We start from the raw sequence: 14,382 nt of genomic DNA on the forward strand, positions 1-14,382 counted from the left end.
CCGGACAGCATAACGCCAAAACTTTACACATCCATGTGATATTCGCCCCGTAAGCCTGGAGGCGAGGCCGGGGCGCGGCCTAGGGTCGTCCGCATGAGTCCTGACGCGTTCATCGACGCACTGCCCAAGGTCGAACTGCACGTCCACCTGATCGGCTCGGCCTCCGTCGACACGGTGCTGGAGCTGTCGCGCCGCCACCCCGGCAGCCCGGTGCCGACCAGCGAGGAGGAGCTGCGCGCCTTCTACACCTTCCGCGACTTCCCGCACTTCGCCCAGGTGTACGGCGCGGTCAACGCGCTGGTGCGGGAGCCGGAGGACATCGCCACACTCGTGCTCGGCCTGGCCCGCGACCTGGCGGCGCAGGGCGGGCGCTACGCAGAGCTGCAGGTCACCCCGTACGCCCATCATGTCGTCGGCATGCCGGCCCGCGAGGTCACCGAGGCGCTGGACCTCGCCGCCCGGCGGGCTCCCGTCGAGCACGGGGTGGAGATGGCCTACATCTTCGACATCCCGGGCGAGTTCGGGGAGGAGGCGGCCAAGGTCACCCTCGACCACGCGCTCCAGGAACCTCCCGCTGCTTTGGTAGGTTTCGGGCTGGGCGGGATCGAGCAGAGCCGTGCGCCCCACCGCGACGCCTACCGTGACGCGTTCGCCGCGGCCAGGGCGGCCGGGTTGCACAGCGTGCCGCACGGCGGCGAGATGACCGGCCCGGAGACCGTGTGGGAGGTCATCGAGGGGCTCGGCGCCGAGCGGATCGGCCACGGCATCGCCTGCCTCGCCGATCCGCGCCTGGTGGACCACCTGCGCGAGACGCAGCTCCCGCTGGACGTCTGCCCCACCTCGAACGTGTGCACCGGCCAGGTCGCCCGCATCGAGGACCACCCGCTGCCGCGCATGCTGGAGGAGGGCCTGTTCGTCACGCTCAACAGCGACGACCCGCCCATGTTCGCCACCACGCTGGCCGACGAGTATCGCGTCGCGGCCCGCGTCTTCGGCCTGGCGGAGGCGGACCTCGCCGAGCTGGCCCGCAACGGCGTGCGGGCCAGCTACCTGCCGCAGGAGCGCAAGCAGGCGCTCCTCGGCGAGATCGACGCCCTGGTGGCCCGTTAGGGCGAGGCGATGCGGCCCAGGCCCGGCGGGATCTTGCCCGCGGCCGCCCGGTCCAGCAGGAACAGCGTGCCGCCCCGGCCGCGCGCCCCGGCCGCCGGGACCTGGACGGGCCCCGACTCCGACAGCGCCAGCCGGACCGCGCCCGACTTCTCCTCGCCGGCCGCGACCACCCACACCTCACGCGCCCCCTGGATGACCGGGAGCGTCAGCGAGATGCGCGTGGGCGGCGGCTTGGGCGCGCCGTGCACCGCGACCGCCGCGCGGGTGTCGTAGAGCGCCGGCATGCCCGGGAACAGCGACGCCACGTGCGCGTCGGGCCCCATGCCGAGCAGCAGCACGTCGAAGGCGGGCGCCGCGCCGTGGTCCTCCGGCCGGGCGGCCTTGGCCAGCTCCGTGGCGTAGGCGTCGGCCGACTCCTCCGCCGACAGCCCCGAGTCGGGACCCAGCATGACGTGCACCCGCGCGGGGTCGAGGTCGACGTGGTCGAGCAGCGCCTGCCGGGCGCCGGTCTCGTTGCGCTCCGGGTCGCCGGCCGGCAGGAAGCGCTCGTCGCCCCACCAGATGTCCAGGCGGCGCCAGTCGACGGCGTCACGCGCCGGCGTGTCACGGATCGCCGCCAGCGTGGCGATGCCGACGGTGCCGCCGGTCAGCACCAGCGAGGCCGAGCCCTTGGCGGACTGGGCGTCGACGAGCCGGGTGATGATCCGCGCCGCCACGGCCTTGGCCAGCACGTCGGCGTCGCGGTGCACAACAACAGTGGGAACGCTCACGAGCGCCACCCTTTCATGGATACGGCCGTGCCCGGGCACCTCGGGGGCGCCCGGGCACGGGGAGTCGTGCGGTCTAGCGGAGGCGGGCCAGGCGCTTGACGGCGGCCCCGTAGATCTCGTCGGTGTCGAGCCGGCGCAGTTCCTCGGCCAGCAGCTCCGACAGGTGCCTGCGGGCCAGCGCCACGTTGCGGTCGGGCTGGCCGGGACGCGACAGCGTGGCCAGGCGGGCGTCGGTGCGCACCACCGACAGCTCGCCCTCGTCGGTGGCGAGCCGTACGGCGGTCAGGCCGGGCCCGCCCGAGTCGGCCACGTCCATCTCGGCGCCCAGCCGCTCCGACAGCCACGACGCCAGCAGCGGCGCGCTCGGGTTGCCCGCCGACGCCTCCACGACGCCGCCGTGCACCCGGCCCACGGGCTGGTCGAACGCGGCGGCCAGCAGGCTGCGCCACGGCGTCAGCCGCGCCCACGACAGGTCGGTGTCGCCCGGCGCGTAGCCCTTGGCCCGCGTCACCAGGGACGCGACGCCGTCGTCGGCGTTCTTGGCGTCGGTCAGCCGCCGCTGGGCCAGCACGCCGATCGAGTCGGCCGACGGCACGTCAGGGGCGCGGCTCGGCCACCACGCCACCACGGGCGTGTCGGGCAGCAGCAGCGGGCTGACGACCGAGTCGGCGTGCTCGGTCAGCTCGCCGTACAGGCGCAGCACCACGGTCTCGCCCGGCGCCGACTCGCCGATGCGCAGCTCGGCGTCCAGCCGGTTGGCCTCGTCGGTCTCCCGGTTGATCACCACGAGGATGCGCGACGGGTGCTCGCGGGCGGCCTCGGTGGCGGCCCGCAGCGAGTCGTACTGGTCGCGCTCCTCGCACACCACGACCAGCGTCAGCACCATGCCGATCGCGGGCGCGCCCATCTGGTGGCGCAGCTGCGTGAGCTGCGCCGAGATCTTGCCCGCCGTCGTGTCGGCCAGCATGAACGTGGTCACTAGAGTCTCCTCCAGACGCGCCCGTCACGGGCCATCATCGCGTCGGCCGCGGGCGGCCCCCACGATCCCGACGGGTACGGCTCCGGCTGGCCCTGGGTGGCCCAGAACTCCTCGATCGGGTCGAGGATCTTCCACGACAGCTCGACCTCCCGCTGGTGCGGGAAGAGTGGCGGGTCGCCGATCATCACGTCGAGCAGCAGCCGCTCGTACGCCTCGGGCGACGACTCCAGGAACGACTCGCCGTAGGCGAAGTCCATGGACACGTCGCGCACCTCCATCGCCGTGCCCGGCACCTTGGAGCCGAACCTGACCGTGATGCCCTCGTCCGGCTGCACCCGCACGACCAGCGCGTTGTGGCCGAGGATCTCGGTGTCGTCGGCGCTGAACGGCAGGTGCGGCGCCTTCTGGAACACCACGGCCACCTCGGTGACCCGGCGGCCCAGCCGCTTGCCGGTGCGCAGGTAGAACGGCACGCCCGCCCACCGCCGGTTGGCGATCTCCAGCTTGACCGCCGCGTACGTCTCGGTGGTGGACCTCTTGGAGATGCCCTCCTCCTCCAGGTAGCCGACGACCTTCTCGCCGCCCTGCCAGCCCGCCGCGTACTGGCCGCGCGCGGTGTTGGCGGCCAGGTCGGCGGGCAGCCGCACGGCCTTGAGCACCTTCTCCTTCTCGCGGCGCAGCGAGGACGCCTCGAACGAGGTCGGGTCCTCCATCGCCACCAGGGCCAGAAGCTGGAGCAGGTGGTTCTGGATCACGTCGCGGGCGGCGCCGATGCCGTCGTAGTAGCCGGCCCGGCCGCCGATGCCGATGTCCTCGGCCATGGTGATCTGCACGTGGTCGACGAAGCTGCGGTTCCAGATCGGCTCGTAGAGGTTGTTGGCGAACCTCAGCGCCATGATGTTCTGGACCGTCTCCTTGCCCAGGTAGTGGTCGATCCGGAAGATCGAGCTCTCCGGGAACGCGGAGGTGGTGATCTCGTTCAGCTCGTGCGCCGAGCGCAGGTCGTGGCCGAACGGCTTCTCGATGACCACCCGCCGCCACGAGCCGTCGGGCGCCTCGGCCAGCCCGGTGCGCTTGAGCTGCTCCACGACCACGGGGAAGAACTTCGGCGGCACCGACAGATAGAAGGCGTAGTTGCCGCCCGTGCCCCGCAGCTCGTCGATCTCCTTCAACGCCATCGCCAGCGCGTCGAACGCGCCGTCGTCGGAGAACTCGCCCGGCACGAAGTGGATCCCCTCGCGGATCTGCTTCCAGACCTCCTCGCGGAAGGGCGTGCGGGCATGGGTCTTCACGGCGTCGTGCGTCAGTTTGGCGAAATCCTGGTCCTGCCAGTCGCGCCGGGCGAAACCGACCAGGGAGAAGCCCGGCGGCAGCAGCCCCCGGTTGCCCAGGTCGTAGATCGCCGGCAGCAGCTTGCGTTTGGCCAGGTCGCCGGTCACGCCGAACAACACCATCACGCACGGCCCCGCCACCCGCGGCAGCCGCTTGTCACGCGGGTCCCGCAGCGGGTTGGCGGCGGCCACCTCCAGCGTCGTGGACGTGCCGGCCACGGCCGCCGCCACGGCGACGGCCTCCTCCGGGGGCCCTGCCGGGTCACTCATCTCAAACCTCCAGTGAGGCGCCGCGCGGGGAGGGCCCGCCCTCCCCGCGGCGGGACGCCTTCGTCACGGAACCAGGTTCTTGCTGACACTCTCGAGCAGCTCGTTCCAGGACGCCTCGAACTTCTGCACGCCCTCCTCCTCCAGCACCCGCACCACGTCGTCGTAGTCGACGCCCGCCTCCTTCAGCGCGGCCATGGTGTTCCACGCCTGCTCGTAGAAGGGGCGCACGGTGTCGCCGGTGACGTTGCCGCCCGCGGCGGTCGCGTCGAGCGTCTTCTCCGGCATCGTGTTGACGGTGCCCGGCGCGACCAGCTCGTCGACGTACATCGTGGGGGAGTAGTCGGGGTTCTTCACCCCGGTGGAGGCCCACAGCGGGCGCTGCGGGCGGGCGCCGGCGGCGCGCAGGCGCTGCCAGCGCTCGGAGTTCATGACCTCCTCGAAGGCGGCGTAGGCCAGGCGCGCGTTGGCGACGCCGGCCTTGCCCTTCAGCTCGGGCTTGCCGAGCTTGTCGAGCCGGTTGTCGATCTCGGTGTCGACGCGGCTGACGAAGAACGAGGCGACCGACTCGATCGTGGCCAGGTTGAGGCCCTTGGCCTGGGCCGCCTCCAGGCCCGCCAGCCAGGCGTCCATGACCGCGCGGTAGCGCTGCAGCGAGAAGATCAGCGTGACGTTGACGCTGATGCCCTCGCCGATCGCCTGCGTGATCGCGGGCAGGCCCTCCATCGTGGCCGGGATCTTGATGAACAGGTTGGGCCGGTCCACCATCCACCACAGCGCGCGCGCCTCGGCGACGGTCTTCTCGGTGTCGCGGGCCAGGCGCGGGTCGACCTCCAGCGACACCCGCCCGTCGACGCCCTGCGTGGCGTCGTAGACCGGGCGCAGCACGTCGGCGGCCCAGCGGATGTCGTAGGTGGTGATCGCGCGCACGGCCTCGCCCACGTCCACGCCGCGCACGGCCAGGTCGTGCAGCTGGGCGTTGTAGGCGTCGCCCTTGCTGAGCGCGCCGGCGAAGATGGTCGGGTTGGACGTGACGCCGACCACGTTCTTGTCCCGGATCAGCTCCTCCAGGTTGCCGCTGCGCAGGCGCTCACGGCTGATGTCGTCGAGCCAGATGGACACGCCCTGGCCGGACAGCTTGTTCAGGATCTCGCTCATGTCCTCAGTTTCCCGTCGTCTCGCCCTTGTCCTGGCCCAGCTTGGCCAGGCTCGCCTTGGCCGCCGCAGCCACGCGCTCCGCCGTCAGCCCGAACTGCTCGTACAGCGTCTTGTACGGCGCGGACGCACCGAAGTGCTCCAGGCTGACGACCTCGCCGCACTCGCCGACGAACTCGTGCCAGCCGAGGGCGATGCCCGCCTCGACCGCGACCCGGGCCCTGATCGACGAGGGCAGGACGGTCTGCCTGTATGCGGAGTCCTGCCCCTTGAACCACTCGACACACGGCATCGACACGACGCGCGTCGGGATGCCCTGGGCCTCCAGCAGCTCACGGCCGTCGACGGCCTGCTGCACCTCGCTGCCGGTGGCGATGATGATGACCTTCGGCTGGCCGTCGGAGGCGTCGCGCAGGACGTAGCCGCCCCGGGCCACGCCGTCGGCGCTGGTGCCCTCGTACACCGGCAGGTTCTGCCGGGTGAGCGCGAGCGCGGCGGGCCGGTCGGTGTGCTCCAGCACGGTCTTCCACGCGTAGGCGGTCTCGTTGGCGTCGGCGGGCCGCACCACGTCGAGGCCGGGGATCGCGCGCAGCGACCACAGGTGCTCGATCGGCTGGTGGGTCGGGCCGTCCTCGCCCAGGCCGATGGAGTCGTGCGTCCACACGTACGTGACCGGCAGCTTCATCAGCGCCGCCAGGCGCACCGAGGGCCGCATGTAGTCGGAGAACACCAGGAAGGTGCCGCCGTACGGGCGGGTGCCGCCGTGCAGCGCGATGCCGTTGAGGATCGCGCCCATGGCGTGCTCGCGGATGCCGAAGTGCAGCGTGCGGCCGTAGCGGTTACCGGGGAAGTCCTTGGTCTGGTATTCCTCCGGGATGAAGGACGGCTCGCCCTTCATCGTGGTGTTGTTGGACTCGGCCAGGTCGGCCGAGCCGCCCCACAGCTCCGGCAGCACCGGCGCGAGCGCGCTCAGCACCTCGCCCGACGCCTTGCGGGTGGCCATCGAGCCGCCGGTCTCGAACTCCGGCAGCGCCGTGGCCCAGCCGGCGGGCAGCTCGTGGCGGGAGATGCGGTCGAGCTCGGCGGCCCGCTCCGGGTTGGCCTCGCGCCAGGCGGCGTAGCCGCGCTGCCACTCGGCGTGCGCCTCGCGGCCGCGCCGCGCCACCTCGCGGGCGTGCTCCAGCACCGCGGCCGGCACGTCGAACGTCTTGGCCGGGTCCATGCCCATGACCTGCTTGGTGGCGGCCACCTCGGACTCGCCCAGCGCCGAGCCGTGGATCTTGCCGGTGTTCTGCTTGTTGGGCGCGGGCCAGCCGATGATCGTGCGCAGCCGGATGAACGACGGCCGGTCGGTCTCGGCCTTGGCCGCCTCCAGCGCCTCGTGCAGCGCCTGCACGTCCTCCACGTAGTCGCCCGACTGGGTCCAGTCGACGCTCAGCGTGTGCCAGCCGTAGGCCTCGTAACGCTTGACCACGTCCTCGGACTTGGCGATGAGCGTGTCGTCCTCGATGGAGATCTGGTTGTCGTCGTAGATGACGACGAGGTTGCCCAGCTTCTGGTGACCGGCCAGGGAGCTCGCCTCGTGGCTGATGCCCTCCTCGATGTCGCCGTCGCTGACGATGCACCAGATGTGGTGGTCGAACGGCGAGCGGCCCGGCTCGGCGTCGGGGTCGAACAGGCCGCGCTCGCGGCGTGCCGCCATCGCCATGCCGACCGCGTTGCCCAGGCCCTGGCCGAGCGGCCCGGTCGTGGTCTCCACGCCGGCGGTGTGCCCGTGCTCCGGGTGGCCGGGCGTCAGGCTGTCCCACTGGCGCAGCCGCCGCAGGTCGTCGAGCGTCAGGCCGTAGCCGGACAGGTAGAGCTGGATGTAGAGGGTCAGGCTGGTGTGCCCGGCCGACAGCACGAAGCGGTCACGGCCGAGCCACGTGGGATCGGTCGGGTCGTGCCGCATCGTGCGCTGGAACAGCAGGTAGGCGGCGGGGGCCAGGCTCATCGCGGTGCCGGGGTGACCCGAACCCGCCTTCTCCACAGCGTCCATCGCCAGGGCTCGAACGACGTCGACCGCCTGCTTGTCCAGGTCGGTCCATTCAAGGGCTGGCACGAGTTCGGTGCTCAAGTGCTCGGTCTCCGGAATCTAGTTGTCCTTGGTGGTGCCGGTTGGCGTATCCCGCCCACACCGGACCCTAACCGAGTGGGACTGGAGATCGATTCCCATCCCACCCCGGAGCGTGTCCGTTCGCGGTGCGAGCCCCCCATTGGCCGGACCGGCCGACCCGGCGACTACAGTTTGGTTGTTCCCTGGTCGCCGCGGCGGCCACTCACGAATCAGCTCCAATCAGAGGTTACGCGTTGACTCCGCACGTGCTGGAAGCGCCTTGACGGTGCTGACGAACAGGCAGACGACGGCGCCGGCCCCCGAGGCCGGGGAGCCGCTCCCGGCCGGCCCGCGCTCGATCGGGTCGGTCGTCAAGGCCTACATCGCGCTGACCAAGCCGCGGATCATCGAGCTGCTGCTGATCACGACGCTGCCGGTGATGTTCCTGGCAGCGGGCGGCCTGCCGCCGCTGTGGACGGCCGTGTCCGTCATGGTGTTCGGCACGCTGTCGGCAGGCAGCGCCAACGCGCTCAACTGCTACGTCGACCGCGACATCGACCAGAAGATGCGCCGCACCCGGCGCCGCCCGCTGGCCAGGCACCAGGTGTCGCCGCGCGGCGCGCTGATCTTCGGCATCGTGCTGGGCGCGCTGTCCACGGCCGGGCTGTGGCTGACGACCAACTGGCTGGCCGCGGCGCTGTCGACCGGCGCGATCCTGTTCTACGTGCTCGTCTACTCGATGATCCTCAAGCGGCGCACCGCCCAGAACATCGTGTGGGGCGGCATCGCGGGCTGCATGCCGGTCATGATCGGCTGGGCGGGCATCACCGAGCGTCTCGACTGGGCACCGCTGGTGCTGTTCGGCGTGGTGTTCTTCTGGACGCCGCCGCACACCTGGACCCTGGCCATGCGCTACAAGGAGGACTACGCGGCGGCCAAGGTGCCGATGCTGCCCGTGGTCGCCACCGAGCGCCGGGTCATCCTGGAGTCGATCGCCTACACGTGGGCCACCGTGCTCTGCTCGCTGGCGCTGTGGCCGGTGGCCGGCACGACCCTGTTCTACCCGGCCGTCGCCGCCGTCCTCGGCGTGGCGTGCCTGTGGGAGGTGCACCGCCTGCTGAGCCGCCTCAACTCCGGCAAGACCGGCGTGGCGCTGCGGCCGATGCGCTTCTTCCACTGGTCCAACGCCTACCTGGCGCTGCTGTTCCTCGCGGTCGCCATCGACCCGCTGCTGTCCTGACCCCGGCGCCGCATGACCGCCGGGAAAGCGGGCACATCACCATCCGGGCCTGCCGTGCCGCCTTGGAAGGACAGCGCATTCCTGATCCGTTACAGTCACCGTATGCCGTCCCGTGATCCACGCTGGGTGCTGAAGGACCGCCCGTCGTTCGCGTTGATCACCGGGCTGGTGCTGACCGGGATCTGCGCCCTGGCCTCGTTCGCCATCGACGTGATCAACGGGGAGCCGGTCCAGTTCTTCATCTCGCTCGGCCTGGCCCTGGCCCCGGTGCCGCTGCTGCTGGCCGCCGTGCTCGCGCTCGACCGGATGGAGCCGGAGCCGCGCAGCAACCTGGTCTTCGCCTTCGCGTGGGGCGCGGGCGTCGCCGTGCTCGTGGCGGGCGTGGTCAACTCGCTGAACCTGCACTACATCATGGACACCGTCAAGCTGTCGGAGGACACCGCCCGCAACATCGCCGCCACCTTCGGCGCCCCGGTGGTCGAGGAGACGATGAAGGGCCTGGTGCTGCTCGGCCTGCTGCGCTTCCGCCGGGCCGAGCTCGACGGGCTGACCGACGGCATCATCTACGCGAGCATGGTCGGCCTGGGCTTCGCCATGAGCGAGAACGTCAGCTACTACCTCCAGGCGCTCAACTCCGAGGCGGGCGGCGTGAGCCTGGCCGTGACCGTGGTGCTGCGCGGCATCCTGTCGCCGTTCGCCCATCCGCTGTTCACCTCGATGATCGGGGTGGCGGTGGCGCACGCGGCCACCCGCGAGGGGTCGGAGCGGGTCTTCTCCATCATGGCGGGCTGGTCGGGCGCGATGGTGCTGCACGGCCTGTGGAACGGCCTGGTCTCCTACGGCGGCTTCCCGGGGCTCGTGGTCGCGTACGTGACGCTGATGATGGTGCTGGTGGCGCTCATCGTGGTCGTCTTCCGCGACCGGCGCCGCATCGTCGAGCTCATCCAGCGCTACCTGCCGCCGTACGAGCCGACCAAGCTCGTCAGCAAGGACGACATCATCATGCTGTCGGCGCTGCCCAGGCGCCGCCGGGCCCGGCAGTGGGCCAGGATGTACGGCGGCAAGCGCGGGCTGCGGGCGATGAGCGACTACCAGCTCGCCGCGACGGAGCTGGGGCTGCTGCACGAGCGGGCGGCCCGGCGGATGGTCGACGACCAGACCTTCCACGAGGAGCAGCGGGCGCTGCTGGAGTGCATGAGCACGGCCAGGGCCGACTTCCCGATGCCGCCCACGCCGGCCGGCAGCCACGGCTACATGCCTGGCTGAGCCCGGTCAGGCGGGCGCGTCGACGATGCGCCGCAGCGAGGTCTCCACGGGGCCGGGGAAGACCGGGTCGGAGCGCAGCAGCAGCGCGTCGGCGAACGCCTTGCCGGTGGCCACCAGCTCGCGCGTGGCGTAGGCGTAGGTGGGGCCCGGCCAGTGCGCGGTGGAGTCGTCGCCGACGCCGAACGTCTCCAGCCCGGCCGTCCGGCAGAGCGTGACGGCCCGGGGCAGGTGGAAGACCTGCGTCACCACGGTCAGCCGTTCGGCGCCGAACACCCGGCGGGCCCGCACGCACGAGTCCCAGGTGTCGAACCCGGCGTAGTCGAGCACCATCACCCGCTCCGGCACGCCCCTGGCCAGCAGGTAGTCGCGCATCGCGGTCGGCTCGTCGTAGGCGGCCCGGCTGTTGTCGCCCGACAGCAGCAGCGCCCTGACCTTGCCCGCGTGGTAGAGCTCGGCGGCGATGTCGAGCCTGCGGGCCAGCATGGGGGAGGGCCGCCCGCCGTACAGCCCGGCGCCGAGGACGAGCGCGGCCTGCGAGGCGGGCACCCGCGCCTGCCAGCCCGCCGTGCCGGCCACCTCGCGGTGGCCGTCGCTGCCGAACCAGGCCCACGTCATGGGCGCCAGCGCGAGCACGCTGGCGAGCACGAGTCCCTGGTACGCGCGCCGCATCGTCTGACGAGTGGGGCGGACGAATCCCCGCAAAAGGGCACCTCACCTTGGTGGGGGAGTGGCCGACATCTCACCCCATACCCTGGCATACCCCGTCAGGACTTGGCGGGGACTTCGGTGGGGGAGGGGCTGCCCGCCTCACCGGCCTCTTCGCCGGCCGTCTCGCCGGCGGGGTCGTGGGTGCGCAGCGCCGAGACGACGCGCAGCGTGAAGATCCACACCAGCGTGGAGCCGACCACGTGCAGGGCGACCAGCGCGGCCGGGACGCCGAGGAAGTACTGCGTGTAGCCGATCACGCCCTGCAGCAGCTCGACCACCAGCAGCGCGAGCGCCGCGCGCCGGGCCCGCCGGGGCGCGCGGGTCACGTGCAGGGCGAACAGCAGCGCGAAGGTCAGCCCGACGACCAGGTAGGCGACGTCGGCGTGCAGCCGGGCCACGCTCTCGATGTCGAGGTCGAAGCGGCTGGCCAGCTCGTCGCCCGAGTGCGGGCCCGTACCGGTCACCAGCACGCCCGCGACCAGCAGCGTGAACACCGCGGCCAGCAGCGCGTGGCCGAGCCGCCGTACGTCGCGGTGGACCAGCCGCCGCGCGGGCGCGTCGCCCTCGCCGGCGCGCGCGTACAGGGCCCAGCAGGCGGCGGTCAGCCCGATCGACAGCAGGTAGTGCATGCCGACCGTGAACGGGTTGAGCAGGGTGCTGACCACCACGCCGCCCCACAGCGCCTGCGCGATGATGCCGATCGGCTGCAGCCAGGCCAGCTTGACCAGCGAGGCGCGCCGCGGCTGGAGCCGGTGGGCGGCCACCCAGCAGGCCACCCCGATGACCAGCACGAGGAACGTGACCAGCCGGTTGCCGAACTCGATGGCCATGTTGATCGGCGCCACCTCGGGGTGCGCGACCGGGACGAAGCTGTCGGGCGTGCAGCGCGGCCAGGTCGGGCAGCCGAGCCCGGAGTTCGTCACCCGCACGACCGCGCCGCTCACCGTGATGCCCGCGTTGGCCACGACGGCGGCCAGCGCCCATCCGCGCAACGTCGCCGTGGTCGGCGACCAGAAGGATGACACGAAGGAGTCGGCGTAGCGCCCGGGTAGCTTCACGTCATCGATGGTAGGTGGCGGGTGTGGCGGTCCCGACACCGGCTTTTCCCTCCGCTGGACATGTGACATATTACTGAGGTGGAGGTGAGCCGATGTCCGACGTGATCGTCGTCGGGGCCGGCGTCGTGGGCGCCGCCTGCGCCTACTACGCCGCGCGCGCCGGGCTGGACGTGACCGTCGTCGACCGGGGCCCCGTCGCGGGCGGCACGACCGGGGCGGGCGAGGGCAACGTGCTCGTCTCCGACAAGGAACCAGGACCGGAGCTCGAGCTCGCGCTGCTGTCCAACGGGCTCTGGCGCGAGCTGGCCGAGACCCGCGGCGGCTTCGAGTTCGAGCCCAAGGGCGGGCTCGTCGTCGCCGAGACCGCCGAGGTCCAGGACCGGCTCACCGAGCTGGCCCGCAAGCAGGGCGTCGAGCACGAGAGCGTCGCCGCAGGCGCGCTGCGCGACCTGGAGCCGCACCTGGCCGACGGGCTCGCGGGCGGCGTGTTCTACCCGCAGGACGCCCAGGTGCAGCCCATGCTGGCCGCCGCCAGGCTGCTGCGGCACGGCGCCGACAGCTACGGGCACGGCGCCGTCCGGCTGCGTCTCGGCGTCACCGTCACCGGCTTCGTCCGCTCCGGCGACCGCGTCACCGGCGTGCGCACCGACCGGGGCGACATCCTCGGCGGCGCCGTCGTCAACGCGGCCGGCACCTGGGGCGGCGAGCTCGCCGCGCTGGCCGGGGTGAGCCTGCCGGTGCTGCCCAGGCGCGGGTTCATCCTGGTCACGGAACCGCTGGCCGAGCCGCTGATCCGGCACAAGGTCTACACCGCCGCCTACGTCACCAACGTGGCCAGCGACTCGGCGGCGCTGGAGACGTCCGCCGTCGTCGAGGGCACCCAGGCGGGCACCGTGCTCATCGGCGCCAGCCGCGAACGCGTCGGCTTCGACCGCACCACCTCGGTGCCCGTGCTCGCGCGCCTGGCCGAGCAGGCCGTCGCCCTCTTCCCCGCGCTGCGCGGCGTGCGGGTCATCAGGTCCTACTGCGGCTTCCGGCCCTACTGCCCCGACCACCTGCCCGTGATCGGCGCCGACCCGCGCGCGCCCGGCCTGTATCACGCGTGCGGGCACGAGGGCGCCGGCATCGGCCTGGCTCCCGCCACCGGCCACCTGCTCGCCCAGCTCCTCACCGGCCGCGAGCCCGCCCTCGACCCGCACCCGTTCCGCCCCGACCGATTCCCGGAGGAGCCGCGTTGACCTTCCAGATCACGATCGACGGCCGGCCCGTGCCGGTGACGCCGGGCCAGACGATCGGCGCGGCCCTGCACGCGGCGGGCGTGCGCTCCTGGCGCACCACCCGGTTCGGCGGGCGGCCGCGCGGGCTGTTCTGCGGGATCGGCGTCTGCTTCGACTGCCTGGTCACCGTCAACGGCCGGCCGCCCGAGCGCGCCTGCCTGCTGGAGGCGCGGCCCGGCGACGAGGTGACCACCTCATGACCGGCAACCCGTACGACCTGGTGGTGGTCGGGGGAGGCGCCGCCGGGGTCGCGGGCGCGCTGTCGGCCGCCCAGCACGGGCTGCGCGTGGCCCTGCTCGACTCCGGGGCGCGGCTGGGCGGCCAGTACTTCCGCCACCCCGCCGCCCCGCCGAACCCCGGCACGCCCGGCTTCGACGGGTTCGCCCGCCGGGCGCGGGCGCTGGCCGAACGCGCCGACGTGCTGCTCGGCCACCAGGTGTGGAGCGTCACCCGCGAGCCGGACGGCGACCTGACCGCCCACTGCGTCACCACCTCGGACGGCGCCGAGCGGCCGGTGGACGTGCGCGGCAGGCGCCTGCTCATCGCCACCGGCGCGCACGACCGGCCGCTGCCGTTCCCCGGCTGGGACCTGCCCGGCGTGCTCACCGCGGGCGGCGCGCAGGCGCTGCTCAAGGGCAACGGCGTGGTCGCCGGGCAGCGCGTCGTCGTCGCCGGGACCGGCCCGTTCCTGCTGCCGGTCGCCGCCGGGCTGGCCGGGGCCGGGGCGCGCGTGCTCGGCGTGCACGAGGCGAGCGCCGGGCTCGGGCTGGCCCGCCACCCCGTGCTCGCCCTGGGCAAGGCCGGGGAGGCCGCCTCGTACGCGCTCACGCTCGCCCGGCACCGCGTCCCGTACCGGCCCCGCACCGCCGTGATCGCCGCGCACGGCCGGGACCGGCTCGAAGCCGTGACCGTGGCCCGGCTCGGCCGCGACTGGAACGTGCTGTCCGCCCGCAGCGTCGCCTGCGACACGCTGGCCACCGGCTACGGCTTCACCCCCCAGATCGACCTGGGCGTCCAGCTCGGCTGCGCCACCCGGCACGACGCCGACGGCAGCCCCGTCCTCGCCGTCGACGGCCGCCAGGCCACCGGCGTCCCCGGCGTGGGGGGCGCCGGGGGGCCCACCGGC

13 protein-coding genes are annotated in these 14,382 nt (G+C 72.7%); 6 read left to right on the forward strand and 7 right to left on the reverse strand.

The features are described 5' to 3' along the window. Positions 1 to 93 precede the first annotated feature (93 nt). Positions 94 to 1,110: an adenosine deaminase gene (gene add / locus KME80_RS30785; protein WP_219509937.1), complete on the forward strand. Its 1,017-nt coding sequence runs from the start codon at positions 94 to 96 to the stop codon at positions 1,108 to 1,110. On the opposite strand, the gene pgl is transcribed toward add, so the two are convergent. From pgl to tkt, 5 genes are all read right to left on the reverse strand, one after another. Next, positions 1,107 to 1,880, reverse strand: coding sequence for a 6-phosphogluconolactonase (pgl, locus tag KME80_RS30790; RefSeq protein ID WP_219509938.1), 774 nt, complete (start codon positions 1,878 to 1,880; stop codon positions 1,107 to 1,109). The genes add and pgl overlap by 4 nt on opposite strands. 73 nt (positions 1,881 to 1,953) lie before the next feature. Then, the gene (locus tag KME80_RS30795) at positions 1,954 to 2,859 is read right to left on the reverse strand and encodes a glucose-6-phosphate dehydrogenase assembly protein OpcA (RefSeq protein WP_219509939.1); all 906 of its coding nucleotides are present in this window, start codon (positions 2,857 to 2,859) and stop codon (positions 1,954 to 1,956) included. Beyond that, positions 2,859 to 4,460, reverse strand: coding sequence for a glucose-6-phosphate dehydrogenase (zwf, locus tag KME80_RS30800; RefSeq protein ID WP_246646029.1), 1,602 nt, complete (start codon positions 4,458 to 4,460; stop codon positions 2,859 to 2,861). The genes KME80_RS30795 and zwf overlap by 1 nt, the downstream gene beginning before the upstream one ends. 63 nt (positions 4,461 to 4,523) lie before the next feature. Next, positions 4,524 to 5,615 carry a transaldolase gene (tal, locus tag KME80_RS30805; protein ID WP_219509941.1) on the reverse strand — a complete coding sequence of 364 codons (1,092 nt, stop codon included), beginning with the start codon at positions 5,613 to 5,615 and terminating at the stop codon, positions 4,524 to 4,526. Between the two features lie 4 nt (positions 5,616 to 5,619). Continuing rightward, positions 5,620 to 7,650 carry a transketolase gene (tkt, locus tag KME80_RS30810; protein WP_246646046.1) on the reverse strand — a complete coding sequence of 677 codons (2,031 nt, stop codon included), beginning with the start codon at positions 7,648 to 7,650 and terminating at the stop codon, positions 5,620 to 5,622. 337 nt (positions 7,651 to 7,987) lie between these two features. Between tkt and KME80_RS30815 the strand changes: the two genes are divergently transcribed. Both KME80_RS30815 and KME80_RS30820 read left to right on the forward strand, forming a co-directional pair. After that, positions 7,988 to 8,947 carry a heme o synthase gene (locus tag KME80_RS30815; RefSeq protein WP_219509943.1) on the forward strand — a complete coding sequence of 320 codons (960 nt, stop codon included), beginning with the start codon at positions 7,988 to 7,990 and terminating at the stop codon, positions 8,945 to 8,947. Between the two features lie 102 nt (positions 8,948 to 9,049). Then, positions 9,050 to 10,213 (forward strand): PrsW family intramembrane metalloprotease, encoded by a 1,164-nt coding sequence (locus KME80_RS30820; RefSeq protein WP_219509944.1) that lies wholly within the window; start codon positions 9,050 to 9,052, stop codon positions 10,211 to 10,213. Positions 10,214 to 10,219: 6 nt separating this feature from the next. Here the strand turns inward: KME80_RS30820 and KME80_RS30825 are convergent, their stop codons facing one another. After that, a complete protein-coding gene (locus tag KME80_RS30825) occupies positions 10,220 to 10,915 on the reverse strand; it encodes a SanA/YdcF family protein (protein WP_246646030.1) in 696 nt (231 codons plus the stop codon). Positions 10,916 to 10,977: 62 nt separating this feature from the next. Further along, entirely contained in the window at positions 10,978 to 11,979 is a 1,002-nt protein-coding gene (locus tag KME80_RS30830; RefSeq protein WP_308125992.1) for a COX15/CtaA family protein, read from the reverse strand. Between the two features lie 92 nt (positions 11,980 to 12,071). Between KME80_RS30830 and KME80_RS30835 the strand changes: the two genes are divergently transcribed. The 3 genes from KME80_RS30835 to KME80_RS30845 all read left to right on the forward strand — a co-directional run. Continuing rightward, complete coding sequence (locus tag KME80_RS30835; protein ID WP_219509946.1) at positions 12,072 to 13,217, forward strand: NAD(P)/FAD-dependent oxidoreductase; 1,146 nt, start codon at positions 12,072 to 12,074, stop codon at positions 13,215 to 13,217. Continuing rightward, the gene (locus KME80_RS30840; RefSeq protein WP_231618791.1) at positions 13,214 to 13,456 is read left to right on the forward strand and encodes a (2Fe-2S)-binding protein; all 243 of its coding nucleotides are present in this window, start codon (positions 13,214 to 13,216) and stop codon (positions 13,454 to 13,456) included. The genes KME80_RS30835 and KME80_RS30840 overlap by 4 nt, the downstream gene beginning before the upstream one ends. Further along, a partial coding sequence (locus KME80_RS30845; protein ID WP_219509947.1) for an NAD(P)/FAD-dependent oxidoreductase occupies positions 13,453 to 14,382 on the forward strand: 930 nt, incomplete at its 3' end. The genes KME80_RS30840 and KME80_RS30845, both read left to right, overlap by 4 nt.

It is taken from the genome of Nonomuraea ceibae (assembly GCF_019396325.1).
In the GTDB taxonomy this organism is placed as follows: Bacteria; Actinomycetota; Actinomycetes; order Streptosporangiales; family Streptosporangiaceae; genus Nonomuraea; species Nonomuraea ceibae.